This is a genomic window from Oligoflexus sp. (assembly GCF_035712445.1).
Lineage (GTDB): Bacteria > Bdellovibrionota_B > Oligoflexia > Oligoflexales > Oligoflexaceae > Oligoflexus.
This window is the reverse complement of record NZ_DASTAT010000017.1, coordinates 1-26,820: the sequence shown is the minus strand read 5'-3', so window position 1 is coordinate 26,820 and position 26,820 is coordinate 1. Positions and strand designations below refer to the sequence as shown.

29 protein-coding genes are annotated in these 26,820 nt (G+C 48.2%); 16 read left to right on the top strand and 13 right to left on the bottom strand.

What is annotated here, in order from left to right; translation table 11 throughout:
* The first annotated feature begins 24 nt into the window (after positions 1-24).
* Complete coding sequence (locus VFO10_RS02830; protein WP_325137161.1) at positions 25-906, top strand: hypothetical protein; 882 nt, start codon at positions 25-27, stop codon at positions 904-906.
* Between the two features lie 74 nt (positions 907-980).
* On the opposite strand, the gene VFO10_RS02825 is transcribed toward VFO10_RS02830, so the two are convergent.
* Complete coding sequence (locus tag VFO10_RS02825) at positions 981-2,039, bottom strand: hypothetical protein (protein ID WP_325137160.1); 1,059 nt, start codon at positions 2,037-2,039, stop codon at positions 981-983.
* A 212-nt stretch (positions 2,040-2,251) separates the two neighbouring features.
* The gene (locus VFO10_RS02820; RefSeq protein ID WP_325137159.1) at positions 2,252-3,334 is read right to left on the bottom strand and encodes a hypothetical protein; all 1,083 of its coding nucleotides are present in this window, start codon (positions 3,332-3,334) and stop codon (positions 2,252-2,254) included.
* 152 nt (positions 3,335-3,486) lie between these two features.
* Here VFO10_RS02820 and VFO10_RS02815 point away from each other — a divergent pair, with 152 nt between their 5' ends.
* Entirely contained in the window at positions 3,487-4,617 is a 1,131-nt protein-coding gene (locus VFO10_RS02815) for a GIY-YIG nuclease family protein (RefSeq protein WP_325137158.1), read from the top strand.
* A 119-nt stretch (positions 4,618-4,736) separates the two neighbouring features.
* Positions 4,737-7,007 (top strand): Kelch repeat-containing protein, encoded by a 2,271-nt coding sequence (locus VFO10_RS02810; RefSeq protein WP_325137157.1) that lies wholly within the window; start codon positions 4,737-4,739, stop codon positions 7,005-7,007.
* 90 nt (positions 7,008-7,097) lie between these two features.
* Here the strand turns inward: VFO10_RS02810 and VFO10_RS02805 are convergent, their stop codons facing one another.
* Both VFO10_RS02805 and VFO10_RS02800 read right to left on the bottom strand, forming a co-directional pair.
* Complete coding sequence (locus VFO10_RS02805; RefSeq protein WP_325137156.1) at positions 7,098-7,559, bottom strand: hypothetical protein; 462 nt, start codon at positions 7,557-7,559, stop codon at positions 7,098-7,100.
* An 8-nt stretch (positions 7,560-7,567) separates the two neighbouring features.
* A complete protein-coding gene (locus VFO10_RS02800; RefSeq protein ID WP_325137155.1) occupies positions 7,568-8,260 on the bottom strand; it encodes a hypothetical protein in 693 nt (230 codons plus the stop codon).
* Between the two features lie 378 nt (positions 8,261-8,638).
* Between VFO10_RS02800 and VFO10_RS02795 the strand changes: the two genes are divergently transcribed.
* The 5 genes from VFO10_RS02795 (at position 8,639) to VFO10_RS02775 (ending at position 13,841) form a co-directional block, all read left to right on the top strand.
* A complete protein-coding gene (locus VFO10_RS02795; protein WP_325137154.1) occupies positions 8,639-9,793 on the top strand; it encodes a hypothetical protein in 1,155 nt (384 codons plus the stop codon).
* Positions 9,790-11,076 (top strand): hypothetical protein, encoded by a 1,287-nt coding sequence (locus VFO10_RS02790; protein ID WP_325137153.1) that lies wholly within the window; start codon positions 9,790-9,792, stop codon positions 11,074-11,076. Before VFO10_RS02795 ends, VFO10_RS02790 begins: the two co-directional genes overlap by 4 nt.
* Positions 11,073-12,863, top strand: coding sequence for a pre-toxin TG domain-containing protein (locus tag VFO10_RS02785; RefSeq protein ID WP_325137152.1), 1,791 nt, complete (start codon positions 11,073-11,075; stop codon positions 12,861-12,863). The genes VFO10_RS02790 and VFO10_RS02785 overlap by 4 nt, the downstream gene beginning before the upstream one ends.
* A complete protein-coding gene (locus tag VFO10_RS02780; protein WP_325137151.1) occupies positions 12,853-13,068 on the top strand; it encodes a hypothetical protein in 216 nt (71 codons plus the stop codon). Before VFO10_RS02785 ends, VFO10_RS02780 begins: the two co-directional genes overlap by 11 nt.
* Positions 13,069-13,139: 71 nt before the next feature.
* Positions 13,140-13,841: a hypothetical protein gene (locus VFO10_RS02775; protein WP_325137150.1), complete on the top strand. Its 702-nt coding sequence runs from the start codon at positions 13,140-13,142 to the stop codon at positions 13,839-13,841.
* 314 nt (positions 13,842-14,155) lie between these two features.
* Here the strand turns inward: VFO10_RS02775 and VFO10_RS02770 are convergent, their stop codons facing one another.
* From VFO10_RS02770 to VFO10_RS02760, 3 genes are all read right to left on the bottom strand, one after another.
* Positions 14,156-14,836 (bottom strand): hypothetical protein, encoded by a 681-nt coding sequence (locus VFO10_RS02770; RefSeq protein WP_325137149.1) that lies wholly within the window; start codon positions 14,834-14,836, stop codon positions 14,156-14,158.
* A gap of 240 nt (positions 14,837-15,076) precedes the next feature.
* The gene (locus tag VFO10_RS02765; RefSeq protein ID WP_325137148.1) at positions 15,077-15,409 is read right to left on the bottom strand and encodes a hypothetical protein; all 333 of its coding nucleotides are present in this window, start codon (positions 15,407-15,409) and stop codon (positions 15,077-15,079) included.
* 78 nt (positions 15,410-15,487) lie between these two features.
* Positions 15,488-16,384: a hypothetical protein gene (locus VFO10_RS02760; protein ID WP_325137147.1), complete on the bottom strand. Its 897-nt coding sequence runs from the start codon at positions 16,382-16,384 to the stop codon at positions 15,488-15,490.
* 303 nt (positions 16,385-16,687) lie between these two features.
* Between VFO10_RS02760 and VFO10_RS02755 the strand changes: the two genes are divergently transcribed.
* The 5 genes from VFO10_RS02755 to VFO10_RS02735 all read left to right on the top strand — a co-directional run bounded on the left by VFO10_RS02755 (position 16,688) and on the right by VFO10_RS02735 (position 21,003).
* Positions 16,688-17,293, top strand: coding sequence for a hypothetical protein (locus VFO10_RS02755; RefSeq protein WP_325137146.1), 606 nt, complete (start codon positions 16,688-16,690; stop codon positions 17,291-17,293).
* Positions 17,294-17,846: 553 nt separating this feature from the next.
* Positions 17,847-18,938: a hypothetical protein gene (locus VFO10_RS02750; protein WP_325137145.1), complete on the top strand. Its 1,092-nt coding sequence runs from the start codon at positions 17,847-17,849 to the stop codon at positions 18,936-18,938.
* Positions 18,939-19,106: 168 nt separating this feature from the next.
* Positions 19,107-19,856 carry an endonuclease/exonuclease/phosphatase family protein gene (locus VFO10_RS02745; protein ID WP_325137144.1) on the top strand — a complete coding sequence of 250 codons (750 nt, stop codon included), beginning with the start codon at positions 19,107-19,109 and terminating at the stop codon, positions 19,854-19,856.
* A gap of 229 nt (positions 19,857-20,085) precedes the next feature.
* Positions 20,086-20,436 carry a hypothetical protein gene (locus VFO10_RS02740; protein ID WP_325137143.1) on the top strand — a complete coding sequence of 117 codons (351 nt, stop codon included), beginning with the start codon at positions 20,086-20,088 and terminating at the stop codon, positions 20,434-20,436.
* Between the two features lie 363 nt (positions 20,437-20,799).
* Positions 20,800-21,003, top strand: a complete 204-nt coding sequence (locus VFO10_RS02735; protein ID WP_325137142.1) for a hypothetical protein — start codon at positions 20,800-20,802, stop codon at positions 21,001-21,003.
* 89 nt (positions 21,004-21,092) lie between these two features.
* On the opposite strand, the gene VFO10_RS02730 is transcribed toward VFO10_RS02735, so the two are convergent.
* Genes VFO10_RS02730 through VFO10_RS02710 form a run of 5 tightly spaced genes read right to left on the bottom strand, consistent with a single transcriptional unit; the run spans position 21,093 to position 23,292 of the window.
* A complete protein-coding gene (locus tag VFO10_RS02730; protein WP_325137141.1) occupies positions 21,093-21,590 on the bottom strand; it encodes a hypothetical protein in 498 nt (165 codons plus the stop codon).
* Positions 21,591-21,597: 7 nt separating this feature from the next.
* Positions 21,598-22,113, bottom strand: a complete 516-nt coding sequence (locus VFO10_RS02725; RefSeq protein WP_325137140.1) for a hypothetical protein — start codon at positions 22,111-22,113, stop codon at positions 21,598-21,600.
* Positions 22,110-22,592, bottom strand: a complete 483-nt coding sequence (locus VFO10_RS02720; RefSeq protein WP_325137139.1) for a hypothetical protein — start codon at positions 22,590-22,592, stop codon at positions 22,110-22,112. Before VFO10_RS02720 ends, VFO10_RS02725 begins: the two co-directional genes overlap by 4 nt.
* A gap of 2 nt (positions 22,593-22,594) precedes the next feature.
* Positions 22,595-22,990 carry a hypothetical protein gene (locus VFO10_RS02715; RefSeq protein ID WP_325137138.1) on the bottom strand — a complete coding sequence of 132 codons (396 nt, stop codon included), beginning with the start codon at positions 22,988-22,990 and terminating at the stop codon, positions 22,595-22,597.
* On the bottom strand, positions 22,987-23,292 hold the full coding sequence (locus VFO10_RS02710) for a hypothetical protein (RefSeq protein WP_325137137.1): 306 nt from the start codon (positions 23,290-23,292) through the stop codon (positions 22,987-22,989). Before VFO10_RS02710 ends, VFO10_RS02715 begins: the two co-directional genes overlap by 4 nt.
* Before the next feature lie 196 nt (positions 23,293-23,488).
* On the opposite strand from VFO10_RS02710, the gene VFO10_RS02705 reads away from it, so the two are divergent.
* Entirely contained in the window at positions 23,489-24,475 is a 987-nt protein-coding gene (locus VFO10_RS02705) for a site-specific integrase (RefSeq protein WP_325137136.1), read from the top strand.
* A complete protein-coding gene (locus VFO10_RS02700) occupies positions 24,472-25,896 on the top strand; it encodes a hypothetical protein (protein WP_325137135.1) in 1,425 nt (474 codons plus the stop codon). Before VFO10_RS02705 ends, VFO10_RS02700 begins: the two co-directional genes overlap by 4 nt.
* 8 nt (positions 25,897-25,904) lie before the next feature.
* Here the strand turns inward: VFO10_RS02700 and VFO10_RS02695 are convergent, their stop codons facing one another.
* Entirely contained in the window at positions 25,905-26,219 is a 315-nt protein-coding gene (locus VFO10_RS02695) for a helix-turn-helix transcriptional regulator (RefSeq protein ID WP_325137134.1), read from the bottom strand.
* Between the two features lie 239 nt (positions 26,220-26,458).
* Here VFO10_RS02695 and VFO10_RS02690 point away from each other — a divergent pair.
* Positions 26,459-26,820: hypothetical protein (locus tag VFO10_RS02690; RefSeq protein ID WP_325137133.1), on the top strand; the 362-nt coding region annotated here is incomplete at its 3' end.

Below are 26,820 nucleotides of genomic sequence, written 5' to 3'. Positions count from 1 at the left end.
CGTCGAATAGAAAGGAAATGGAACATGGTTCGGAAGATGACACCAGCGCAATACAATGCCTACGTTCGTGAAATAAATCGAAAAAACAAACAAGCCGTTGATAAATACAACCGACAGGTGGATGCCCACAACAGGAAAGTTAAACAGAGTATTAACGACTACAATCGTGAAGTACGTTCATACAACTCAAAAGTCCGAGCGAATCAGCAGCGCATCAAAAATGAATTAGAGCGTCTGAACCGTCAGCAGATGACTGTCACCTGGAAAGTAGAATATCGGCAGTCAACGCAAACGCTGCACCAGTCGTATGATCGATTGTTGGACTTCTTCGACTCACAGGAAGATAGCCGTTTTGAAAACCTGATCGATCTTTCAGAACAGGAAGCGATCAATAGTCTTGAGGTCGCGAAATCGATCCTGGACAGTTCGAGTTCAGATTCAACCCAAATGGATATTGGGCATGACCACACGGCCGTCAACCTAAACAGATTCTCAAAGGACCTCGATGACAGATGGCAGGGGGCGGTCTATGCTCTCAACCCGAAAAATCCTGATGCTGCTCGTCACTTTTGCACAAGCGCCAGAGAAGTCATCGTGCGGATGCTGGATATGAAGGCTCCCGACCACCAAGTGCTGACCGCAATGCCTGACTGTCACAAGACCGACAAAGGCGCACCTTCCCGACGATCAAAAATTCTCTATTTGATAGAACGTAGAGGATGGGTCGCTGGTCCGTTGGCAGATTTCGTGGACAGCGATATCGATAACGTGATGGAGTTATTCAGGGTCCTCAATGATGGAACCCATGGCAGTGCTGGAACTTTTAGCATGAGTCAACTTCTGCAAATTAGAAACCGCGTAGAGTCAGGAATTTCTTTTTTGACGGCAGTAATAGGTGACCTGTAGTCGGGAGTAACTGGACAGTGGCCGCTGACGGGCCGCTGTTTCACAAGACAAGAAGTTCAATGGCCATGCAAAGTCTAACAAGTTAAAGATTCGCGGATCTTCGCCGCATTCAAAACGCTCACCGCCAGCAGCAGCGCACGCAGCACGATGGCCAAAGCCGCTCCCATACCCACCGCTCGATCGTTGGTGACGCCGAGGACTTCGGTTCGTGGCAACGCATCAATCGCCGCCTGCGTTGCTCTCAGATCCTCGCTAAAGGTCTTAACGTCCTGCCAGCTTTTCGTTCTCTTGGCCCATTCCAGATCAGACCGAGCGTCGGCCTCGCGCTTTTTCAGATCCGTCAACCGACTGGAGGGCGCAATGGTTTCCAGTTTTGATCTGGCTTGGTAAAAAAGAGAGTAGCCCTGGCTCACGATCATCCAACAGAAAAATATCCCGACGATGAACCGCCGGACCTGGTTCCTCAAAAAACCGTCAAAGGTCATCATGACCAAAGCCTGGAGACTTAGCACAGCGCATACGGCCAATTCCAACGTATGGCTTTGGAGCACCTCGTTGGCATCAAAAAAACTTTTCAGCATGAAAATTTCCAGCAGGCAGAGGCTGAGCGCGAGGGCTACTCTAAAAAAGATGACGGCTACCCTCAGCGTTTTTCCACTGGCTCCTGGTACAGGCGATGAAAATCCTGGCTTCTTTAGATCGACGCTGCCACTTTCAGGTTGAAAATGGCGGTGCTGGTGAAAGTGGTTTTGGCCAGATCCACTTTCCAGATCCTGCCCAGATGGAACTGGACACCCTATGAGTCCACCATGGGCGGCACTTTCATATTCCGTGACCAGGGACGCCGGTTTCTTTTCATCTTCATAAGGTTTTTTATTAAGGTCAGTGGCGGGTTCTGCTGAGAGGAGGCGAAGTTTGGGGGCGTTGCGGGCAGGTTTTTCAAGATGTCGTCTGCCAGGTACCTGGATTTTTTCCACGCTGGTCAGGAAATCATTCCCGGCAGGTACCGCGTTGCCAGAAACTTTCAGATGCTTCTGTGCGTGGTACCGTTCCAGGTTCCGAGCCTTGATGCGTTCACGGTTGCGCTCATAATTCGCTCGGTTCTTTTCCTTTTTGATCAATTTCTCGTCCATGACCATGCATTCCATCAAATAGGATTTGCTCACAATCGAAAAACCACGTGCATGCCTCCAAAATCGTCGCTGGATTCCCGGACGACTTTGAGGCGTAGCTTTCGACAGGAAATAAATCTCTGCGATGGTGCGGCTGGTGGGTAAATGCAGCAGGCTCGGTCGATTTCGTCGAGATGGCATATCTCGAAACCTGAGGGCTGACCCAGCCCGACTCAGGCGCTTTTCTTGATGCTGCTTAGGTCAAACGCAATCTTTTCCAATTTTCCACCAAACCCAGAAGCACAGGCTTCAGCATCCACACGGGCGAGGTTGATCTGCATAAACGTGTCTCGATCGGCTTTCAGTTTCAGCACCGAAGTCTGCACTTCAGTTCCTCGTTTGGGATCTATCCCCGAAACGAAGCCATTGAACTCTATAAAATGGACATGACCGGTATATTCCGCCTCGAATATTTCATGGAGCGTGCGGATGGCGATCTGGTAAAGCATGGCGGTGTATATAGATTTGGCCTCGGTTTTGCCAAGGTACTTCGTTTGGAATGTATCTTTGGAGGCCACATACTTCACTTCGGAAACAAAAGAGATGTCGTCGAATGCTGGCAATTGGGTATCAATTCGGACCAAACGAGCCGATTTATCAAAACTGATCTCATGGTCCAAGGAAATGTCTTCGGGATATTCCGACCGTTCCAGAACCATATTCAAGTAATCCTCAATCGCGTCCTTGTCACCCTGCTCGAATGTATCTCTGAGTGAGTCAACCTTCACATTGTGGTCGCGCTGCTTTTTCTGGAATAAAGATCTTGCGTCTTCATATTCTTTTCGGTTTTTCTCCTCTTGCTGAGCATATGTTTTGCAAGCCGTCTCATACTCACCAAGGGCCTCTGCTTCAGCCTGCTCGCGGCTTTTTCGCAAGAATGTAAAAATCACCTCAAGAAAAGACTTCTTAGGCACTTTCATGAAGAAGTCTTCTTTTACAGGAGCAGGTTCTGGATGATATGCATGAAATTCCGCATTCGATTTCAATTCGTTCCAATCGATGCGGTCATTCTTCGAGAGTGTGGCGGCCAATATCTTGCCGTAGCTGGCATTGCGTGTTTTGGCTTCCTCAGTCTGCTGAACAGCGTCATCACCTTTTTCTGCCTTCAGGTTTTCTGCGTGGCGTTTGTCTGCTTCACGTTGCCATCTCGCAACCTGCTTTTCAATTTTTTGCTCCAGGAGGTAAGGATCATTGCTCTTTACAAGCGCCTTCTCGCCGGTTGCCTTATTGGTAAGGATTCGCTCGTATTTTGCCATTTCTTATTGTCTCCATTGGCGATTCACAGACTCTAAAGAATTCGGCAGAAGGTGCTGTATCTTTAGAGCAAACTGCTTTGAATGTGACTTCGATCTAATAATTTCCTTGGTTATGACCGATTGGATCGCCACGATCTTCTCTGGAGACAAGCATGTTTGGTGGAAAAAAAATCAAGGAACTGGAAGCTGAGATTGCTCGATTACAGGCGCTTATAGCTGAGCAGAACCGGAGTATTGAAGCATCCCAGAAGCTGGTTTCGTCTACCGAAGAACGTGTGCAATCTGTTACGGATAGGGTCAATGAACTGGAACGCCAGAAGATCTATTTGGAGCAAGACAACCAACGTCTTCATAAGCGAGTCGTGGAGCTTACTTCGTCTGATGCTCGGGCAACAGCAGCATCCGATGCTCTGCGGTCTGTACTGGTCAAGTTTTCAGATGACATTTGTGAGCGCATCGTCAAAGCTGTAACAGTGGCGACCTTGGAATCCTCGCGGCGGCAGATTGAACGGATTTTCGACTATTGCAAGAGTGTCCTGCCAGCATTTGACAATGATATGCAGTTGAAATGGTCTGAACGACTAAAGACCGCTCACGCCGAAGCTATGGAGCGGGAGCGCCTTCGCCAAGAGCAGGCTTTGATCAAAGAGCGGATGAGGGAAGAAATCCGGGCTGAACGCGAGCGTCAGAAAGAACTGGAGCGTCTGGCCCAGGAAGAAGAGAAGATCAGACTGGAGCTTGAACGAATCCTTCTGAAGAAGGAGACTGCGGCCTCGGCACTGCAAATTGAAGAACTGAAGCAGCAACTGCTTCAAGCACAGGAAAGGAGCGAGAGGGCAAAGTCTCAGGCAGAACTTACTCGCGCCGGTCATGTCTATGTCATATCCAATGTCGGTTCATTTGGTGAAGGCATCTACAAGGTGGGTATGACCAGAAGGCTTGAACCATATGATCGTGTCCATGAACTCGGGGATGCCTCAGTTCCATTCCCATTCGATGTCCACATGATGATTTCCTGTGATGATGCGCCAAAGCTCGAAAGCGACCTTCACCGGCTCATGCATGGATCACGGGTGAACAAGGTCAACCTCAGGAAGGAATATTTCAGAGTTGATCTGGAGATGATCCATAAGTTCGTTGAGGAGAATCATGGCAAGGTCGAATACCACGCAGAGCCTCAAGCGATTGAGTTCCACGAAACAAAACTGATTGAAGAGCGAGGCTTTGAGGCAGACTACGACCCAAATCAGGAAAGTGACGAAGATTTGGAGCAAACCGCCTAACGGTTTCCCGATACCCGCTGTCCGAAAACCAACGACCTCAAAATTGAACGTTAAGGTGCACGCATCACTTGCAGACATCGGCTACCAAAGTACCGCCAGCAGGTTGCGAGCATTATTTGATGAGCAAGCTTAAAATCATTAAAGCCTTTCTAAAGAAACTAATTAATATCATAATATTATTTATGTTTTTAGTTGTTCTCCAACCAGAAATTCTTAACCAATACCCGACTAAACTTCTCGGAAATTTCACCGATTTTGATCGCAGAGGTAAAAAGCCAATGCGTAATGCGTTCATATTAATACTCAGTCTCTCATTGAATTCGTGTGGAAGTGGATCAAAATCTGGCTCCGTTGAAGGTTCTACCGAAACAGGATCTTGCTCGGCTCCGATAGATGTTCCTACTGTCCCTGCCGCTGCGGGACAGTTTGCTTTTACCTTGCCCGATACCATAGACAGTTGCTCTGTGGGTGGATATGTGGTTGGATACGAGGGTGTGTTACGAGTCGAACAGACGACCGAAGGGTCCTTTGTCATCAACAATATCCCAGCTGGGCAGCTTGACATTATCATCACAGGAAATGGTTCCGATGCCAGCCTTTCGCTCGATAAAAAAGAAAAAGATCGTGGCATTCGGGTTAAAAAATCCAAAATATTGAATGGAGTAAAAACTGATGGCGGAAAAATTGATTTGCCAAAGGTTGGCGTAATCACGGGACGCGCACTCCTTAATGAACAGACCGACCATGCTGGCATTGACGTTTACATTCCCGGCACCGACTATATAGCCAAAACAGATTCAGGGGGGCGGTTTGCCTTCAGCGCAGTTCCGGTTGGGACGCACAATCTCTATTTTGAAAAAGATGGCTACCACAGAGGGCAGGTTGAAGAAATTGATGTGACAGAATCGTCTGAAACAAAGTTGGATGATATCACTCTGGTGATATCAACCGGCGCGGAAGGTCTCATTGTAATTGAAAATGGTGCGGCCATAGCGAACTCCAGAACCGTTAGTATAGTAGTTGGTGCGACAGAAGACGCAGTGCTAATGAAATATTCGGAATCAAATACCTTTGAAGGGGCTTCGTGGAAACCAGTAAAAAGTTCCATGCAATATACATTCGACAGCCAAGGTGAAAAAAAGCTGTATGTTAAATTTGCGAATGCTAATGGCCTTGAAAGCTCCCCTTACAGTGATACCGTAACCATAGACATATTCTCTGACGGCACCACACTTTTCAGTCCTTCATATTCAGTCGCATCGGTAGTACCTCCAAACAGCACATTCACTCTATCGGCTATAGCCCTACCAACCAATGCAACTGCCATGATGGTTTCTACTTCTTCAACATTTTCAGGAGCTTCATGGGAGGCGATTGCTGCTCAAAAGCAGATTTCAGTTCCAGCAAATTATTCCAGTTGCGGCTCAAAAACGTTTTACGTGAAGTTTAAGGACAAGGATGGCTTTGAAAGTCCAATTGAAAGTAAATCTGCTGAATTGAATTGCTGGCAATCCGTATCACGTAGTGGGGCACCGTCAGCAAGGGAACGTCACTCGGCGGTGTGGACAGGTTCTCAAATGATCATTTGGGGAGGAACCACTACCACCTCTGATGATTTGGGCGACGGCGGCATCTATAGTCCTTCGGCAGGAACTTGGAGCCTTATCAGCGCATCTGGCAGTCCAACACCGCGATGGCAGCACAAAGCAATCTGGACTGGGAACAAGATGATCATTTGGGGAGGCTACAATAGTAGCACAGGAAGTCTGAATACCGGATCGATTTATGATCCTGAGAATGGGTCATGGACAAGCATTTCGACAACGAATGCACCTAGCGCTCGGAATAGACATGGAATGGTATGGACGGGATCTAAAATGATTGTCTTTGGCGGATGTGCAAGTGAAAATAGTCCTTTTGGTGACGGGGGGATTTACGATCCCAGTTTGGATACATGGAGTTCATTGTCGATGACGAATGGACCAAGCGCTCGAACCGAACCTGCGGTCGTATGGACTGGAACAGAAATGATTGTTTGGGGTGGAATGGATGGAAGTTACGTTCGGAAATTTGATGCTTATGCGTACAATCCTACAACAAATCAATGGCGAACCTTGACTTCTTCCCCTTCGACAGAAAACCGACAGTATTACAGTTATGTGTGGGACGGGGCAAATCTGCAAATTTGGGGTGGGATTACGTCGGCCTGGCAAAATACTGGGTCAGTATTTAATTTCTCTTCCAACTCTTGGGCCTCAGCATCAATTAATCTTTCTTGGAAACCCGCCTATCAGACAATTGTCAGTACCGGAACAGCGTTAATCTTTTGGGGTGGCACTGAAGACACAAAGGGTGTAAATAACGACGGCTACATATTAAACGAGTTCTGAAACGATTCACAAAATACTTGTTAGCTGATCCATGGCAAATAAAAAGGCGGGAGCCAGCCCCCGCCTTCAATTGATTGGCAAACAGAATTTTTACTGCTTCACAGCCGCCCGGGCTATTTCCCGTCGATCTTTCAGAACCACGGAGTCCAGCGTTTCGCCTGCCAGTACATCGAATGACAGGTTTTGGCCCAGAGAGCCAACGGCATCGATGGGTTTGACGCGGTCGCGCAGGATATTGACATCATTACTGGATAATCTGAGGGCAGGAGGAATTCCACCCCCGCTGCCACCGCCAAGCATTCCATCCAGTGGAGGAGTCCCGCCACCGGAGGAACCACCACTCACCAGCATCTGAGGCTGCAGCTTGCCGCGTGTCAGAAGTCCAATATCTCCAGCGCCATTGTCGAAGAGGCCGCCGTCCAGATTGCTGAATTCCCTGTCGGTATTCAGCAGCAATTCAAGCTGCTCGCGTGCAGGTGGCGTCCCACCGCCTTGGCTTCCACCTGCGAAAGCTACGGATGAGCCGATCAACAGACTCGTGATATATTTCATGACAGTCCTCATTTCACACTCCCTGGCCCAGCGATTACCGACAAAACGGCAAGTCGATTGCCTTTCTTTTCAGCTGCAATTTTCAGAGCCTTAGTGCGTAGCTCTTCCACAGCTTCATATAGATCGCGTATACCTTCATCACTCAAGCCCTCGCGCATATCTTCGATGATCGAACCTGGCTCACTGAGCGCCACCATATGGAAATGGTGTATAGCGGTTTTCTTAACCACTTCTTCAGGCGGATGAGCGCGGCCTTCCAAGGTGCTTTTAAACCCTGATCCGGTTTCAATCAGGATGCCCAGATCGACGAGCTTGTCCAGCAGCAGTAAACCCTGTCTCCCGAACTCCTCTTTTACCTCATTCCGTCCGATGTCTGCCATCTCAGCAAATGCAAACACTTTGTAAAGCGGAAGATCATCGGCAAGGATCGCCGCAAGCTCATCTGCACCCTTCGCTGTTCCGAGACCACTCGCTTCGTCAGGATAAAAGTCAGCAAGGATACTGGCAGCTTCAGCAGGCGAAATGAAGTTGAGAATCGCCTTTGCGTTGGCAAACGATAATTTTTTTTGCTCACCGTTATAAAGCCGGTAGATCGTGCTGTAGCTCACACCACTGTGTGTCACAAACCAACGCACGCTCTCATGCTTCTGGGCTATATAATCTTTCAATCTCGATTGCAAATAATCGCATATCGAAGCCATTATGAGACACTCCCACTGATAATTTGCCGTTACTTGATACCATGATCACAGTCTTCGGGAAACCGCCTGTGACCCGCGATGGGTAAAGTTTTCTTTGCGAATCCCGTGTCCATCGCGTTGTTTAACTGATTTCGGCTATTTTCAAATGAATCAGAGGCCGTAGAAATAGCGCCTTCTGCCCCACTTGCGCTCAACGTGAATCAATTTCTCTCTCTTTGAATCACTGAAGGTTTTGTTGCCACAGGCATTGCGTTTACTCGTCAAATGATTTTTCAAAAAACTATTTTTGAATCACTGACCGCAAGCAATTGCCAACGCTTTCAGGGTCTCGTATTCCGACGTTAACCAGAACGGTTTTTCTACGGGAGACTCCATCACATGCTTCGAGTTTCATTATGCACGATACTGCTGGCAACAGTTTCCACATCAGCACTGGCCGCCCTTAATCTTCGTACCGAACGCAATGCTTTATGCGGCGTAGAGCTTTATGAGGAGCGATATGACGGCGACGTTTGCGGTTGGGTTTACTATGAAAAGCAGACAAATGCCTGCGAACTCGATCGCTATGAAGAAGGTGCCGATCTTTCCTGCCCAGGATCTGATTTGGGTGGTAGGAAAATCACTGCGGAGTTGACCAAGCAGGCTTCCGGCGGATGGAGTATTGCCTGGTGGAGCCTCAAAGGCGGAAGCACGGTGCAGGGTTCGGAGGACATCCAAAAGATCCTTGGCAACACGCTTCCCGATTTGAACCCAGGCAACGACAAGCGTGAAACCGCCTTTTGGAGTTGCAAATTTTCTTACGTTAACACCATGGGTTCGAGTTGGTATGGAGGGCTTTCGTGCACAGCGAAACCGTTTGCAGCCACATGTGCCATGGAGAAATTTGGCAAGGTTTATAAGCCCTGCCGGGCAGAATCTCACGGGAAAGAATCACCCAAGAAGTGCCGCAGCGAAGAATTCGACGCAGAGTTGCACAACAGCTGCTCCTTTTACAAGACTCCCGAAGAGATAGACGCTTTCATCGATGCTACATACGGAAGTCTTGCAATCAACTCCGTTTCACTGCCTTCAAAGCAGGCGGATCTCTATGGCTCATTCCGTCAGGAAGCTTCCTTCATCTGTCTGATCGAGAAGTACAAGGATCTCGAAGGATATGATGATGTTTTCAATGACCTTGTGGTGAAATTCAAGAATGCCTTCAGCTATGACTACGCGGAGTCCTCACGGACATGCGCTGAATCAGCAAACGAAGCTGTTCCGCCTAAAATCACTGCTGGCGATCTTGATTGCAAGACCTATACAGTCCAAACGATCAAGACTTTGACAAAACCAGAAAGCATGAATCCTGCAGTCTTCAATCGATTCAAGTCAACATGTTCGGTGAAACTCGCCTACGACTTTGCGGTCAGCTGGTTCGATGACAAACTCGTTGAAATCAATCAGCTGTTGGGCGATGTCGTTGCCAAAGAAGACGCTGAGAGAAAACAGTATCTTGATGGCCTGAAACAGTCCGTCCTGGAGTCAAAACAATGAAGAAAATTATACTTTCAGCCTTCCTCTTGGGTTCCCCTGGCTTTGCGCAACAACCTGAAATCCCCGAGTGCAAAATCCCGATGCCAAGCGATCTGTCAGCAGGAAATGCAGCTGTCAAAAAGATGCGGGATGAGTGCCTTCCGAAGATAAAACGGATTGCTGAGTGTGTGTCACGCACACGTCTCCTGTCTGAAGCGGTGTCGGCATTCATTGGCAAGTTCCGCAGACCGGCTGGAAACGTGCCCTTGCTTGTCGCTGCCTCAGCAGACATCGAGCATTTTGACCTAAAAAGTTCCGACCTGAATATATGGCGGAATTTTCTTTCACTCGAAACACAATACAATCAGTCACTCGATGTCGTGAAGAACCTTGCGAATAAGTATAGGACGATTCAGACTGCGGGTGCCGCATCCACGATGCGATCCCAGCTGGAAATTCTGGACCATGACTATAACGAGGCTGCCAAGGCCATAGCCAGACTTTCCGAGAATGAGTACAAATTGCTCATATTCATCGAAAATGTGCAGCGCGATCTCGCGGAAAGCTATAACAGAACCAAAGATGAGGCGCTGTGGCTTGTAGGCGATGAATGTAAGGATGCGAATGTTGCACCGGCGGTCAAAAAGATTGAGTCGGCCTTCATCGTCTTTTCCGAAGACGTGAACCTGATCTATAGGCACATCATGTCCGCGAAGTCTGCCCGCCAGAATCTCATCAATTATACGTACACGGCGATCCGGGCCAAAATTGAAGATGCTTACAGCGCCCGACTCGTTGATGAATTATCCACGCTTGGCGGAAAGATCGATACGATCCTGCGTGCCAATCGCCTTTCGGCCAAATTTGAGAACTGGTACTCCTGGACTGCGTTTGAACCCAATCGTGACAAGGTCCTGTCAGTGTATCAGCAGTTTGAAGCCGCAAGACAGATCCTTGCTGCCGATCTGATTAGTGCTCAGAACTTCAAAGAACAGATGCTGGTGGCAATAGAACCATTCCCTGATACCGGTGAATACTATCTAAACCGAATGGATTCTGTCATCAATGAGATCGAAGCCCGCCTTCAACGCCTTGAAACCAAAGGATGGCAGGGTTTTCTCTCTTCACAGAAAGCAACAGCAAACCGAATCGTCGCAACCCCCGAGAAGCTGACCTCTGCATGCCTTGCTGCTTATAACGACTTTCTCGAACAGGCGTCGAGTGTGGATACTCTGGAAAACTATCGCGTGAGTGAGAAGAGATACATGAGTACCGTAATTACCTGTACGAGGAAACCATCGTGAAACAATTGCTGATATTGATGACTTTTCTGCTCTCAATCGTTTCATGCAGAGCATGGACTCCGGCGGATCAGGCCGACTATGATAAACACTGCCCGAAAGGTTCATGCAGCATCCATGTAACAAAAGAAAGTAGTACAAACTACTGCACTGGGACGATTGTCCCGATTGATTGCCACAAAGACAATCCGAATCCGGGCGGCACCTCCAGGCCCGGGTCTGGTTCAGAGAACGGCTCTGGCAATGACGATAACTCCACCCAGCCAGCGAATGATGCGTGCGATGGTGCTGCAAATTGTCCTGGTGGTTTGGGTGGAAGTGGACTGAACCCCGAGAATGATCCTGGACACGGGCCTGGCAATGGCGGCAGCGGCGGTACTCTCAAAGGTGTTGGTGACACATTATCCCATTGGGGGCACGAAATCGGTAAAGGCTGGGATGGCCTTAAAAATGAACTGAACGGCAATAATGCAGAGAATCGACGCAAGAAGCGCGAGGCCAAGCGTCTCCTCAATGAAATGCAAAACCTCTGGGCACAGGCTGAAGGTTATGGCGTTGCCGTTGCAGACGACAGGCGGTCTGCTGAGGAAAGCTGGGGTTTACTGGAAGAGAGTTGGAAAGAGTTTGGCATTGCTTCGCGCGAGAAAGACTTGGAAGAATTTCGCGGACGTTACAACACCCGCACGCGCGGAATTCTCGACGGTATTCCAACTCCAGATCCATCTGTGTTTGATGGAATGGGCAAAGGACGCGGTGATGGTATCTATCCTGAACATCAGAAAGTGGCGAACGGGCGAAAATACCTGGAATATGCGAGAGGAAAACTTGACCCCAATGCAGCCGACTACGGGGTGCGAAAAACACTTCTTGATTTTGGAGATGCGGCGCTCGATGAGGCTGAAATCAGCTACAGAGCCGGAAATGTCGTTGAAGGCAACGCTTGGTACGAAATTGGGATGGCCGCAGCCGATGCTGCATTATCGCTGACACCAGGCGTGGGCTGGGCAAAAGACGTTTATGAATCCATTACCGGCAAAAACCTGCTTACCGGCAAGGAACTGACGAAGTTCGAGCGCGGGATGGCAATCGCAGGTGCCCTTACGGGTGGAATTGCCAAATTTGGCGCACTCGCAAAAGCCGGGAACATGATCGGCGTGATGGCTACGACAGCCAAAACAGCCCAGGAAAGCGAAAAGATCACACAGGCTGGTAAAGAAGCCGTGGAAGTTCTGGAAGCTGCCGCAAAGACTGGAGCCAGGTCCGTCGACGATATCAAAGACTTAATGGTTGTTGCGCAGGGCGTTGATCAGGGTGGAAGCGTCGCCAAAGGCATTGACACAGTTAGCGCGGCTAAAGAAACCGCTGACTTATCCGCGAAGGGACCAAGAAAGACCCCTGGTGTTGCGACGAATTCCAGGCCGCTGTATAACTCCGAGAAAATGATGCGAGGAACTCAAGGGAATGCTGGCCTGATTCCTCAGGAAGTGGCCGCGAAACTTGAAGGTAAGTCATTTAAAGATTTCGATCAGTTTCGTGAGAAGTTTTGGACGGCGGTTTCCGAGACAAAGTATGCGAATGAATTCTCTAATTCCAATAAGACGCTGATGGCTGGCGGGAACGCTCCATTCGCAGCAAAAACTCAAGCCGTCGGTGAACGAGGACTTTATGAAATACACCATATCACACCGATTCGGGTTGGTGGCAGTGTTTACGATATGAGTAATATGGCGATAGTCACGCCACGATTTCACAAAGAAATATTGGAGAGAGTTTACCATTATGGCAAATAAACCATCCTACAGTGAATGTCTCGAAATCGTGAAAAAATTTCAGAACGGCGGATACGGTTCTGATGCAAAAAACCAGGAGATGATGAATTACTTAAGCACTGCATATCCAGAAGCCTCCGATCTTATCTTTTGGGATAAGCGAGATCTAACTCCAGAACAGATCCTCAAGGAAGCGGATGAGCGTGCGAAGCCAATACTGCTGTGAACAATCCCGAATCGAATAATAAATTGTTGGGCATCGTTCTCGCAATGATGCCCTGAGCAGGATGGTCTTCCGTGAAAGCTTCAAAAATTGTTATAGCTCTTGTATCGCTTGTAGTCATGGCATCAGAAGGTAGAAGCACTGACATCGAGACCAACAAGCACATCACTTTGTCCCCCGACGCATACCTGGGTGTCTACAACTCCGCAGTCGGCGCTGGCCTTGGGCTATCTGCGGACGTTTCTGATCGTTTCACTGCAGGCGTCAGGTGGTTTTCCGGTTTGGAAGAGGACGTGGATTCGTATAAAAAAGATTTCAAGTCTACACGCCTTTATTTTGAAGGAAGCGAAACCCGTTCCGATGAATTGTCAGCCTTTGGCCGGTACCGCGTGCTTGAAACCCTCTCCGTTACCGGCGCACTGGATCAAAAGAAAAGCGTAGGGCGGATCGACATCAGCGATAAGCAGAACCTCATGCGACGTGGTCAGGTCAAAGTCGATAGCACTGTTTATAGCCTGTACGCAGGCATCGGGAACTACTGGTCTGGCAGCTGGTACAAAGCCGGAGTCGATTGGCTTGGGATATCCGTTCCTTTCTCATCACACGGAAAGGTTCTGCACAAATATGACGAGCCGGAGGATTCCTGGCTGACGACTGATGAAGCTGACCCGTCCCGATACTATTCAGGGGTGAAATCGCTGATCAGAGATGCCAAATCAAAGGCGACGGATGTCGGAGCCACGCTTCTGCTGGGGAATTTGAGCTTCATTTTCTGAATGAAAGATGCGAGTGGATCTCTGTGCGTCCGCCGCACTCCTCGCTAAGGTAAAAAAACAGTTCGATCTCTGCTGGTCGCTTCCAACCGGAGCGGCTGCTGAATCCTTTTGTCTGTAATGACAATCCCACCTCATCGTGTCGCTCGGCTGCTGTCGGGCGATACGTTTTTTCAGAGCGGTAGCCGACACTTGTTTTTTAGGGGTTGTAGCAGCGATCATAGTCCTACCAGAAAGCATTCGGCAAACGCTGTCCGCAACCAAAGGATTCCGGGCTGGACACCGTTCAACCATTGAAAAGATCTCTGAGTGACAGGTTAATCGGGTGCTGCCGATCCGATGATATGAAATTGAAAAAAGTGCTGGACATCAGTCGGTTTGACCAGAAAATCAGAGCCATCCAGTCTAAATTTGTGGCTGGACCATAGACTCTTCAACTTATTTCCAAAACTGTCTGTCAGGGAATAGAGATGAGACCAGACTTCCTTTTCCCATTCTTCAAGGTCGGATCTTTGTCCTGGATAACCACCTGCGAATTCCAGGTATACTTTGCCTACAACCCCAACAATAGCGAAACGCCCCATCCGAGGCATGATTTCCGCTTTCTTGGACGATGGATCTGGGAAAATATCGGAAAAAATTCCAGCACACTGCTTCGGCCAATTCTTGTTGTTGTGCAACAACTTAAACTCTAATGCTAGCAGCCAATCCCAGTTCATTGGTTTGGAAGAATATTCGACTATACCAAGATCCACTTTCGCTAGCTCATTATCGACGCCAAAGCGAAAGTGTGAATGACCATGGTTTTCGATTATGCTATCAAGCTGAAGTTCAACTCGATTTTCTTCGATTGCCAGTCGAGTTTCAATTGATAGCCAAGACTCAAATGCTGCACCTGCTGCGATTCGTGATATCACTTTGCGGCGTTTTTCCTCGGAGACGAGATTCTTTTCAAGACATGTCCCAATGTTAATGAGCAGATCTTCTTTTTTCAGCATGCTGAGTACAGTCCTTATTCGATATTTTAGCATAAACCGCTTTGGAAAGCTGGATACGGATATCACATCCGACAGCCTTTAGAACTCATTCATTCACGGCTTCACTTAAGGAACGCCCATTCAGACAGGAAAGCTGAATGCCCATATTTATAGCGCAAGCCTGCGCCCATGAATGATCTTCCATTTTTGGAAAAGTTGAGCGATCAAAGATGTCGGTTCCTATCGCTCTTCAAGGGCATTCTACCTCTTCGTGCGAAAACCTTTTTCAACGATATACAGCACGGTAGGTGGATGCTTTGGAGTGCCGTCCGGGTTCTCCCATGCTTTGACCACCAATGAATAGATGTCTGGCTGCTTTTCTTTGCAGGCCACGACCGCTATGGTGCCGGGATAAGGACAGATGATGATTCCGGGATCAAGTGGTGGATAAGCCTCTTTGAAACGGATTTGCGGGTGCTGCTTCAGCCAAGCCAAGAACAGGTCGCGGGCATCCCGATTATAAGTATACTTGCGCTTGTCGGATTCTGACTGGAAATCGACCAGCAGGAGGTCCTGGCCAAGGTCAGCAGCCATTTGGTCCACTTCTGGAATGACGATAGGCACTGTTCTAGGTCCCTTCTGGAAGTTGTTACAGCTGGATTCAGACGGAATTTAGATGGACAACCTTTTTCGCGCAAAAGAGTCAGAAATATGCTTTTCAAACTTTGAAACGCGTTTCATGTACTGGATAGCGTTTTCCACTCTCGAAGTATCTGAATGGTTTTGTTTTCCAAACAGCTGGCTCACTACTACCTTAAAGTCCTTCTCGTTACCAATATAAGTGGCCCCGAGATTCCAAAATGCAATATTTGCACCACCAAACGGCAGATTGTATTCTTTTTCAATCGCAAGCATGGCTTCAATACAGTCCTGCCTTGATGGATTCTTTACCCCAAGGGCCTTCGTCGCCCGCAGTATCCAAACATCAATAGGCTGCAAATACTTGGCGTCTACAGGGTTTTTCATTTTCAAAGGGGGATTTAAAGAATGGCCTAGCCAAAAAATATCCCGCAGATAGAACGCTGCGATTTTGTGCCGAATTCCATATATTGTTTTCAGCTTTCGGTAAGCCTCTCTGGCTTTCCCCGCAGATATAAGGCTGAATGCCCAGCTTGCCACAGTATTGTCTTCCTTCAGATTCCATATGAACGTTATCAGATTCACCTTGGTCTTTGAACTGGGGCGGAGAGGGTCTACTAAAGGATTTCGCTTGATTGCCTTTCTGTTACCAGCTGGCTTTTTACAACGCGATTCAAAGGCTTTCCACAGCTTCTCCTCAGAACCTTCGGACCATCTCTGCCGACCGGTAAGGTGGCGTTTCACAGCGTCACTCGCAATTTCACGATACCTTTTGGCTGCCCCAGATATGTTTCGTTCGTAGGCATATTCAATCAGGTGAAGCGTTGCATTGAGATATTGTTTTTCGCCAAGAAGTGAGTTTAGGCTTCTCCGGCACTTTATGTTTACCCAGTAGTCATCGATTAGAAAAAGAAGGGTTTCCCTTGGCATTTCGTTTCCGTTTATGAGGGTTGCACGACGTAGCGGCGAAATTCATCCTCTGGTATTCCCGTTGCCACACAGCGTTCTACAACTCCTGGGCAAGGTGTTAAAACGCTTGTTCCATTCCTCGGCGGACAAGCCGCTGCAAAGTAAAACGGCCTTAAAAAAATGTCTATGGTTTTCTCAAAAAAATTATAAATTAGGCGTTATATAAAATAATACAATAATATCAAAGAATTTTTCCCGATTGACACAATCATGATCGGAAGTATATTAGAATCATTATACGCCTAAATTTAGGGGTAAATAGAAATGGAATTTTCAGCAGAAGTGAAGTTGATTTTTACCCAACTGGCAAAGGAATTGCCCAAAACGCTTAAGATGCCCGGATATATCACACAAACAGGCAGCATATTGGATAAAGCTGTATCCGCTCGCGCTTACGTCGATTATGAGAGTTTGTCAGCCAGTCTTGGTCTCAATAACCCTCGGCATCGGAGTCTAGGACTGGCTTTGATGGCGCTTACTGCGGAAGACGTTAGCCTGGATCGACCCTGGAGATCATCAGTTGTCGTTGGAAAGAATACGGAAGTCCCTGGTCCTGGATATTTTGATTTGATGCGGAGGGCTGGAACCACATCGGGTACGGAAACCGAAAGCTGGTTTGACCATCTTCGGCATATGAAATATGTTGTCTTGCCAAACGGTGAACCGATCCCAAAAGGGATGCCCGTTGTCAGCAGAAAAAATCAAGTCTCCTCTTCAAAGTATGTTGTTTCTTTAGACGATGTCAGTGCTATCCAAATGAAGAAACTCGCAGAGAAAAATAGCCTCACTGAATCTGAGATGCTGTCACTTCTCATTAAGTGGGGGCTTGACATGACCTTAGTAGTCAGGAACTCAGGAATCAAGATGTGATAATTTGGATGCTGAGTCGGATCACCTCAGCAGACCTGAGGTTCCTGATTTGGACCGCTTACTCGTGGCTTTGAACAAACACGCGGCGCTTTGAACGACTCCACAGAACTGATGCCCTTGGAGTCATGTTCAACCGCAAGCGTGGGCAGGTTGGAGTCAGTCTCAGGCAGCAAGACAAACGAGAAAACCCTGGAAGTCCGTTCTCACCTCTACTGGAGGCCAAGGCATAGTTCTGCCGATGCCGACTGAAGTCCACTTTTCCCGACAAGGGCTTGATTGCATGGCGCACCTCTGAAGTTGAGTGAATAACCAGCAGAACCCTAATGAACAGATCCACACATACAAGTGCTACTGTGAAAAGCAATCTCTCATGGAGTTAGCAGCTATCAGTAAGATGAGAATATTGGCCAGCGACTGCTTTAATGGTCGATTGGTCCACAAATAGCATTCAGATAGGGATTTTTGCCAAACATCATCTAAACGTCTTTCCTGGAGAATGCTCCATCCATTTTATGGTGATTTATGGTTGTACCCCTGAAGGGCGCCTTTTAAAGTGGACGCCTGCCACGAAAAAACCGTCGGTGTTGCCAAAGAGGTGAAGCAAGTGAGCAAAATAGATTTCAAAAACCTCAGGAGACTCTCCAAATCCGGCTTTTCCAACAAAATGACCGTCTCTGTCTCTGCACCTAAAAGTGCCGAAGGCATGACCTTGAGGAGGTGCCCGAACGCCAGCTGCACACCACGGCGTTTCCTGCTTGGCGATTTATCTGGGGACGCATCAAACCAAGATGCCTCGTTGAGTCCACGCAGGGAACCGGGGACCAGTGGTTGCACTTGCCCTTACTGCGGGATTGATGCTGACGACCATGATTTTATAGATCCAGTGGATCACGAGTATGCCAAAGGAAAGATTACTGCAGCTTTGCAGCGTGATATCACCAACTACTTGTCCAAAATGGCAGCAGATTTTAACCGAGTACAAAAAAGAAACAGCTTCATAAAGATGGAGATGAAGCTGATAAGTCCTCCAGTTCGAGAACCAAGCGCCTACCGCGAAGATTTGCTTCGGAACCTTTCATGCAGCTATTGCACCCGCAAGTACGGCATATTTGCCGTTGGACTATTCTGTCCCGATTGTGGATCAAAAAACCTCATGGTGCATTTTTCCAGAGAGCTAGAATTGGTTGCTCAGCAAATCAATGACGCCGAAGCGAGAAGCCATGAGGGGCAACGGGAATATGCTTATAGGCTCCTTGGAAACGCCCATGAGGATGTTTTGTCTGCGTTTGAAATGTACCAAAAAACCGTTTTTCTTTATATCTTGAAGAAACGTCATCCTGATAGATGGGAGAAAAAGAGGAAGGTTGGGAACGCTTTTCAGAATGCGGAACGCGCTGAAAAACTCTTCCACGAATTGGGTCATGATCCATATAGAGTTATGACGGACGTTGAACGAAACCAGCTAAACATTCTTTCTCGAAAGCGCCACGTCATAGGCCACAACCTTGGGATTGTTGACGAAAGTTACCAAGCTCACGATCCGAATTCAGAAACAGGACGCACGTTGGATCTTTACGCAGAAGACGTAGAATCTTTTGCAAGCCTTTGCCAGAAAATTGTTGAAGAACTTGAAGTTCTGGTCTGACTTTTTGCCAGAAATGTGGCTTGGCTCGCACCATCTGAGGGCTTAAAGTATCTTCCTGATGCTGACCTGTTCCTGGCGCTGACCTGTTTGGTGAAGAACTGTCTATAGTCCGATTCTTGGTGCCTTGGTCAATAAAACCAATAACGCGATCCTTTGCCTGGAACTGCCATGCGCATCATTACCTGGAATGTGAACCACCGAACCAAAGAAGTCCCCATCAGAAGTGGTTTGATCGAAGCTCTGCTTGCGTTAGAGGCGGACGTTATGATTATCACAGAGTTTGTGCCTGGAAAATCCCGAACCGCCTTCTATCAGGCGCTTTCTGATGGCGGCTATCCTTTCACCATTATCTCTGAACACCTACGTGGTCATAACACAATTTTCATCGCATCCAGGTTTCCGTTGACCAAGGGGGACTTGGTTGCACCCTCACTTATGAAAGCGATGACACCCAACGCCTTGCATGTTCGACTTCCTTCTGTCGGGATTGAGATTCTTGGCGTCAGGCTTCCTTTACCTGTAAAAAAGGAACACCACTTTTTGTGGTGGGAATGGGTTTTGGCAAGTGCTTCTTCTGTCCGTGAACTACCTTTGGTCATTATCGGGGACTTCAATGTCGATTCGAGGAATCGGAGGTTTCCGAAGTGGAAGTGGTCTGATCCCGTTCAAAAACTGTCTGAGCTTGGATTTTCCCTTGCCACTCCTTCAACGGGATTCAGTTTTTTCCCACGAGCAGATAAGAAGAAGACCTGTCTTGATCATGCTTTCATCAGTAAGGACTTTCGGCTCTTACGGGCTGAGTATGTGACAGAGATAAGTGGTCTCAGGGTGGCTGGCACCGATGGGGCTGTCTCCGACCATGCTGTGCTTTTAGTGGATGCAGACCTCTTTGAGGTAGGAGACAGGCGAAACCCTTAGGGTTCCATTTCGATTGCAGTAATCCAGGGCAGGAATATTCCAATTATGAAGAAGCCCAGGGGTTATTTCCCTTGAAGCCCCTTGTGAAAAGACAGAAGCCACCTGTTATCTCACCCTCAAAACCCCGTGGTTAAGCCTTTATTCCTTCTCTACTCCTATGAAAAGGAGGAGGAGACGCCCACGCCAGTCCTTCGGCCTTGGCGGGGCTAACTGGAAAAAAGAAAACACTGTGAAGGGTTTTACAGGCTGGACATCTCACTTATGGTGTCTGCCGTTCCGCACTTTGCCCTCCGGGCTGGCGCAGCAGGCAACAGGCTTACTTGTGGCCTTGGATAACGCACGCGGCGCTGGTCTGTGTCCTGCGATCACAGAAGCGTGTCAGGCCGCATCAATCTACTGGTACTGGTATAGGCAACAGTTCATGCTCGTCCTTCGTCGTTGGTCCAGCGAGCGCTTCATCAATGGCATCAGCAAGCTCCCGTATGCCGCACAGAAGACGATTGCCCAGGACATCGTTTTCGCCGTTATCTTGTGGCAAGGGAAACTGACCAGCAAAGAGGCGCAGTGCATCAGCCCATGATCGTTGCAGATATAGAGTCACTTCCAAATTTTCTACTTATCGCCCTCCACTATTGATTCACGAGGTGGGTTTGCCACTGGACACGGAAAACTTCCAAGGACATTTTGTGTTCCGTTATGTCTTAGGAAAACCATTGGCGCGGTGGAACTCTTGAGAACGACAAGAAAATTGAAGGAAATGTTCCGACAGAGCCTTTGGATGAGTGTTCGCTTTGGTTGGCTTTGAGGAGAACAGAATCCCAGAACGACCTACCCGCTCCCGTGTCCCATCAGTCGTTGAAGTAAATTCGTTTTCCTTTAGGTTGTTGGCAGGGCAGTTTAGGATCAAAGCGTCTGTGCCGAAAAGCCCCATGGAGGAATAGAAATGAAAAAGTTCTTCGACAGATTCAAAGCCCACGAACTCAACGCGATTGATTTTCCCGATTTTGTTAGCCAGTGGCACATTGCAGAAACTTACGAATCCGTTTTTGAATTCCTCGGACTCACCGAGGGTGAATATGCTCTCTTCTTACAAAACCCGGACAAGGCTGACAAAATTTTACGGGAGCCACGGACCACTCCCATATGACGATCAGCGCGGTTGCCGGCTTCTCAATCTCACCAGGGTTTCATAGGACGATCGCTCCTCTCCAGGGACTGACTCCGCTGTCCCGCGCCTTATTCGCCATCAGTCACGGGTTTGATACCCTCAAGCATTTTCTTCGTGCTCACCCCTCCGTTCCAATAGGCCACCAGCACGTCTTTGCTTTTAACCAGAAATCTTCTCACGTCGGCCAGCACCTCATCTGAAAGGTTGCCGTCCAGGATATGAGGAACGGTCTCGATGCTGATGCGTGCAAGCACTTTCGTTGATTCCGCCGTGGTGACCCAAATCTGAGGCTCGTGGTGGGGCTTCGTTGAAATATATCTGTCATCGAACACCAGGATGACCAACCCTGGCAACCCGGTATCACTTTCATCCAAAGCCGACATTGCAAAGCCCATCTCATCATCAAGGTCGATCAATGTTGCCCCCCTTTCTGTGCGGAATTCATCCTGAACATCAGTGGAACTATTGGCCCTTGCCCGTTCTATAGGCGCTTCTCCCTTTAGTCGTATTAACATTTCTTTCACACGCATTCGTCGCACCTTGTTTCTATTGATTCCTGCATCCATCAGTCCTTCAGGTAGAAGGTTTCCATTTATGGATATTGTTGTAGTATCGAAAGCCTTGGCACCATATCTCTGTTGGTTTTGAATCATCTACGAAACTGGATAACATCGGAAGGGAGTAGAGCGGAGGAACCTCGTTCTTGCTGTCCGGCACAATATTCACTCTTGTCACTATTATGCCCTCGACTTCAATCAATTCCTTTTCCCGGTAGCTGAACCCTTCCTCCCACACAAAGCCCTGAGTAACAATTGTTCCATTTGGCTGAGTGGTGGAACTGATAACGTCCAGTTTCCCAGGTTCGCCGATTTTGTCCAAAATTAGAAGGTCCACCGCCTCGATGTGAATGTCTTGATCTGGAAAATGAATTACATCACTCATCAGCCGCGCCCCTGAAAGGTCCGCACCTGAAAGCTGCTTCCAGAGATCAGGCCAGTCACGGAGATCAGCCTGCATATTTTCTCCGTCGAGTTGAAAGGAGAAAACTGGTCCATCGATTACGAGATTCGACACAACATGGGTTTTCATTTTTTCTCCTCGACAGGTTTGGAATTTTTGTGAAGGAAATCTGAATCCAGCGTTAGATCGCCCCAACACGGGAACAGGCCCTCCTCGTGGCAAGTGTAAAAGAAATCCAGATCCGTCTTGATACGGAGAAAAGCCCCGGAGAATGGGATGTCGCGCACGTCGGCACGCCTGGTAGTTCCATCGTCAAACGTGGCCTCAATGATCCAATCGGCGACGATTTTAATTGAATATATTTTCATTGGTGGCTTCCACGTCGCAAGCCGCTTCAGAAAGCTGATCGGAATCCGAACGTCAAGCAAAGGCAACTCCAGCATCCCATCCCTGAATCTTGCTTTTGAAAGATCTTGGTCCTCCAGCTGCCTCCATTGCTTCTTCCAGCGCTTGAGACTTACCTGCCACGGAACTCCATCCATTTCAAAGGTGATCAGATGATCTTTGATACTTAAAATTTTGAGACCTTCATCAACTCTTTCTGGCATTTTCAATCTCGCAGGTTTGGATTCCTTAATAGGGCTTTCAGGTATTCTCGATCTTCTCGCTTCATCGGCAGAATTTTCCGCAGAGCGGCTGAGTCGTGAAAGGTGAGCCTGATCTGCCTTGCCTCAGCCATCTCAATAGCGCTGCGTTTGATGGCCTCATCGTCCGGCCATTCCTTGGTGCTTGCGCCAACAAATCTATTGCATTCTCCCGATGGCTTCTCGTACAGCATGATCATGATAGAGACGACTTCTGGTTTTTGAAAAAATTCCTTCAGCATTACAGATGATTTGAAAAGAGGGTCAAAATTGCAAAGATCAGGAAACGTAAGGTCGGCAACAGCAAGAGCAGTATGGGTTGTTTTCAACTGGTTTACGTGGAATATCGCTACCTTCTTCATCGTTCCAGCATCCTCTTGATGTTGGCTCCGGTGACATCAATTGTAACGATGTCATCGTCTGCCCAGTTTTGGTGTTCCTGTCGCTGGATGCGGGCCATTTTCTGGAGTCGCTTCGCAGTAAAGTATCCCCAGAAAAACGCGTAAACGACTCTTGATACCAACCAAATTAGATAAGCTCCAACAAGAAATCCCATAGCGTTCCTCCCGTTTTCTACCTGATCGGCACCACCATTAAAAGCACTGAGGACATAAATTAGATTTCCGGCCAACGAAAAATCAGGCGCTGCATTCATATCGACCATGCGAGACGAATTTTAGGCTGACCATCTGCCCGATGGTAGGCTCACTCTGGTTTTAAGGCCTCTTTACTCTGCAAATAGTTGCTGGCGGGACTGGTAAAACTGATGGCCTTATGCCAGGTTGTGACCAAGAAATTTTAGCGATTTTGGATTTTGCCGACTATGGATAAAAATGGATCGACAGGGAAGCGAGGGGAAAATGCAGAGTTTTGAAGAACACTTGCAGAATAAAATTGCCGACGTTTCCACCCACACAACGCCGAAGGTTCAACAAGCTCTCCAGGAATTTCTCAGGCGCGGTTATGAGAGGTGGTCGAGCGACCGCGAGATGCGAGTCAATTCTGCTCTTTCCTACTTGCAGGCATTTTATTCTTTTATCACTAAACACCCATTCTTTGGTACCCAAAGGATCGACATGATAAACCTTGATCACAACAGCGTGCGCGAGGTTCTGAACAAGACGATTGCAATTCGTGGGCGTACATCACATTACGACGTGCATGTTTTGAAGACTATAATAGCCATCCTCAACGTCGCGGGTGAAGAGACCGGTGGTCACAGGAATTTTCTGCGACGACTTTCAAAGGTTGCCAGCAGCAAACCCCTACCTCACATCAAATCCCGTGCAGAATCTTTTAGGACTTTTTTGAAGGAATACTGCCTTCAAGAATGCTCTGCAACGGCACGCCACGGTCTTATAGAAATGCGTGACAAAGCTATCATTCATCTACTGATGAATACGCCTTTTCGATCGAACACAATACGCTCGCTAAAAAGATCTGATCTCTATGATGATGTTCTATCAATCGCAGGTTCCAGTATGAAAACGCGGAAGGGTCTTGGTTTCAAGCTGCCATCAGATACTATGGCGCTGATTCAGCAGTACCTCAATCACCGAAACGATGATAGCGAATTTCTTTTCGTCTCGATTTCTGGCAAGCAAATTTCCCACAATGCCTTGTACAAAGCCATTCGTAAGCGCACGTATAGCGTACTGAAGCAACGGCTTGGGATTCACCAAACCCGGCATGTAGTCGCCACGTTCTGCGCGAAAAATTTTGGGTCTGAGACAGCAGCCAATCTTCTGGCCATAAGTGTAAAGACGCTTCAGCGCCACTATAATCTCGCCGACGAATCAGACAGACTCGACGCGGCTATTCGGAGAATCAACGGGAGTGAGACATGAAGGATTCAATGGAATCGATGGACCTGCTGGACAGCCGTGAGAGTTCCATACTGCAGGACGTGGGCTGTGGGACAATTCATCAAGGCCATGCGTACTATGTATTTCAGAGAAATACCGAAAAAGGAACCACCACGTTTTTGCTCAGATCCGATCGACAACTCGTGCATGTGGTGAGCAGGACAAAGGACGATTTTCACATGAGCGATGGTTCCACAATACGCAGGTTGGCTATCCCAACGTTCAGAAGCTGGTCCGATGAATCGATTCGCCGGTTTGTTAAGCGCGAAAGTGTCGCCAAAACGTTTCCTGTTCTCTTTCAGCACGCGAAATCCATTCTGGGCCGTTTGGTCTACGCTGATGAAAGCGCCATAGACCTGATGGCCGCCTTCGCAATTCTGTCGTTTTTCACACGCCAATTCCATGCACTTCCATACCTTCACCTGACGGGAAACGCAGGGAGTGGAAAATCAGCTGGCGCTGTGGCCATCCTTAAACTGAGTTTCAATGGGTCTTCCGGCGAACTGGTTGCTTCATTCGGAAAGGCTTCCAGTTCTGCAATTTTCAGAAGCATCGCAGACAACAGGGGAACTGTGGTCCTGGACGACCATGAACTTATATCAGATTCCAAACCTTCGCCACTCAGACAGGGTCTGCTCGTAGCGTACAAGGCCGCCAGCGCACTCCAGGTTCTGACGATCCGTGGCAAAACTTTTCCCTTCGATTTATTTGGGATTCGGATTCTAACCAGCATCCAGGCAGGTGATGATGTCATCAACAGCAGGCTCTTACGCATCAACCTTTTGCCAGCCATGAGTTTCCAACCAGCCACAATCGACGAAACTGAGATCCAGGCCCTGCGTGACGACCTCCATACTCTTGCGATGACCGAAGACGTGTTTCAAACCTTAAGGATCGCGGCTGCTGAAGCCAGTTCTGATAAGCGCTTCCATGGACGCTTCGCAGAGATAACAATCGGGCTGAGGGCACTGGCTTCTCTATGTGGCGTGACTCTTGATCTGGAAAGATATTATCCAGCGCGGGCGGCTCAGCATCCTCCAGCGGTAAATATGAAGGCTCTGGTCATGGGCTTGCTCAAGGAGGGCTACCGCGATCTCACGGTCCTTCATGTTCACGCTGCGGCGTCGTTAGCTGGATCGGACATGAGTCTCACGAAGGTCGGGCTTGAGATGGCCGCCTGTGGCCTTTTGAAGGCATCAGGAAGTATCACTATTTTTCACACAAAATCTACCCGCTATCTTCCAACAAAACGGGCAATCATTCTCGCTGGCGGCAAGCTGAGACGAAGTGGAAGATCATGGTGCCAGCAGAGCCATCGGAAGCAGTTCATTCCTGAATCATGCAGTGGATGCCGCTTTTTAGCGGCCTGTGGCCTGAAAGACAGAATCAAAGCGAAAGTATAGCAGCGCTCTTACTCTCGTGTCCTGATCAGTGTTTCCAACAATTCTGATGCTTGCTTGGTCAATTCTAGTGCGGCCGTGGCCAATGTATTCGTCTTTGGAAGGTCATCCTCAGTTGTTCCTGGTTTTGCCAGCAGAGTTGCAGGCGGAACATGAAGCTGCTTCGCCAACCGCTCAATCATTCCAAGCGTAAGGTTTGACCCCTTTTCGATCTTTCGGAGCCTTGCAGTATCCACTTTGAGATTCTTGGCAAATTCCTGTTTGCTGATGCCCTTTTCAGTCCTGATTCGGACAATATTTCTTGCTACCAGTTTTTCAAGACTCATAGCAGTTCCCCCAATTACCTGAAAGTAGTAGGGAATTTAAGGTGCGTCACTTGTTTTGCATGACCTCATGAGGTCTGATAATTTAGATTCTCCACAAGAATGCCGAATGGGGGCTTGATTGAGGCGCAAATTGGTACGCGCCAGCCAGTTTTTTGGGAAACTGGTGATGGAAGGACGAAAAGAACATGACATGTCTTTTGAGCATGATCCACCAAAGCAAGATTGGGCAGGAGCAAAGTATGACCAGATTCATCAAGATCATCATCATATCGCTTTCAACAGCCTTGATAACTGGTTGCGGTAAGGATTCAAACAGTTCCGGTTCCACTGCTGGACCAGCTGTGCGGATCGGCAGCATGGATATTTCTGATGCATCGCAGCTTTTTGTGACCGGCCCGAACTCGACTGGTCTGTTTCTGGCTGGCGAAACCGAACTGAAACCTTTGACCCTCTATAAGTACGTTGGCGAGGGCAAGGTCGTTAAAGAAGTCAGCTATCAAGACGAAGCAGGGAATCCGGTTACAGTGACCACCTATCCGACCGAGGTATCTTCACCAGATTCACGTTTGGTATTTTTCAAGTTTTCGGATGAAGCGACATA

Excerpts from the sequence above, each read along its gene's own strand:
- VFO10_RS02770 (WP_325137149.1), bottom strand. The coding sequence starts at position 14,836 with ATGCTGAAAAAAGAAGATCTGCTCATTAACATTGGGACATGTCTTGAA.
- VFO10_RS02790 (WP_325137153.1), top strand. The coding sequence starts at position 9,790 with ATGAAGAAAATTATACTTTCAGCCTTCCTCTTGGGTTCCCCTGGCTTT.
- VFO10_RS02830 (WP_325137161.1), top strand. The coding sequence starts at position 25 with ATGGTTCGGAAGATGACACCAGCGCAATACAATGCCTACGTTCGTGAA.
- VFO10_RS02705 (WP_325137136.1), top strand. The coding sequence starts at position 23,489 with ATGCAGAGTTTTGAAGAACACTTGCAGAATAAAATTGCCGACGTTTCC.
- VFO10_RS02730 (WP_325137141.1), bottom strand. The coding sequence starts at position 21,590 with ATGGATGCAGGAATCAATAGAAACAAGGTGCGACGAATGCGTGTGAAA.
- VFO10_RS02765 (WP_325137148.1), bottom strand. The coding sequence starts at position 15,409 with ATGGCTGCTGACCTTGGCCAGGACCTCCTGCTGGTCGATTTCCAGTCA.
- VFO10_RS02815 (WP_325137158.1), top strand. The coding sequence starts at position 3,487 with ATGTTTGGTGGAAAAAAAATCAAGGAACTGGAAGCTGAGATTGCTCGA.
- VFO10_RS02825 (WP_325137160.1), bottom strand. The coding sequence starts at position 2,039 with ATGGACGAGAAATTGATCAAAAAGGAAAAGAACCGAGCGAATTATGAG.
- VFO10_RS02755 (WP_325137146.1), top strand. The coding sequence starts at position 16,688 with ATGGAATTTTCAGCAGAAGTGAAGTTGATTTTTACCCAACTGGCAAAG.
- VFO10_RS02720 (WP_325137139.1), bottom strand. The coding sequence starts at position 22,592 with ATGCCAGAAAGAGTTGATGAAGGTCTCAAAATTTTAAGTATCAAAGAT.
- VFO10_RS02805 (WP_325137156.1), bottom strand. The coding sequence starts at position 7,559 with ATGAAATATATCACGAGTCTGTTGATCGGCTCATCCGTAGCTTTCGCA.
- VFO10_RS02725 (WP_325137140.1), bottom strand. The coding sequence starts at position 22,113 with ATGAAAACCCATGTTGTGTCGAATCTCGTAATCGATGGACCAGTTTTC.
- VFO10_RS02780 (WP_325137151.1), top strand. The coding sequence starts at position 12,853 with ATGGCAAATAAACCATCCTACAGTGAATGTCTCGAAATCGTGAAAAAA.
- VFO10_RS02795 (WP_325137154.1), top strand. The coding sequence starts at position 8,639 with ATGCTTCGAGTTTCATTATGCACGATACTGCTGGCAACAGTTTCCACA.
- VFO10_RS02700 (WP_325137135.1), top strand. The coding sequence starts at position 24,472 with ATGAAGGATTCAATGGAATCGATGGACCTGCTGGACAGCCGTGAGAGT.
- VFO10_RS02800 (WP_325137155.1), bottom strand. The coding sequence starts at position 8,260 with ATGGCTTCGATATGCGATTATTTGCAATCGAGATTGAAAGATTATATA.
- VFO10_RS02810 (WP_325137157.1), top strand. The coding sequence starts at position 4,737 with ATGAGCAAGCTTAAAATCATTAAAGCCTTTCTAAAGAAACTAATTAAT.
- VFO10_RS02710 (WP_325137137.1), bottom strand. The coding sequence starts at position 23,292 with ATGGTCGATATGAATGCAGCGCCTGATTTTTCGTTGGCCGGAAATCTA.
- VFO10_RS02695 (WP_325137134.1), bottom strand. The coding sequence starts at position 26,219 with ATGAGTCTTGAAAAACTGGTAGCAAGAAATATTGTCCGAATCAGGACT.
- VFO10_RS02760 (WP_325137147.1), bottom strand. The coding sequence starts at position 16,384 with ATGCCAAGGGAAACCCTTCTTTTTCTAATCGATGACTACTGGGTAAAC.
- VFO10_RS02735 (WP_325137142.1), top strand. The coding sequence starts at position 20,800 with ATGAAAAAGTTCTTCGACAGATTCAAAGCCCACGAACTCAACGCGATT.
- VFO10_RS02745 (WP_325137144.1), top strand. The coding sequence starts at position 19,107 with ATGCGCATCATTACCTGGAATGTGAACCACCGAACCAAAGAAGTCCCC.
- VFO10_RS02820 (WP_325137159.1), bottom strand. The coding sequence starts at position 3,334 with ATGGCAAAATACGAGCGAATCCTTACCAATAAGGCAACCGGCGAGAAG.
- VFO10_RS02715 (WP_325137138.1), bottom strand. The coding sequence starts at position 22,990 with ATGAAGAAGGTAGCGATATTCCACGTAAACCAGTTGAAAACAACCCAT.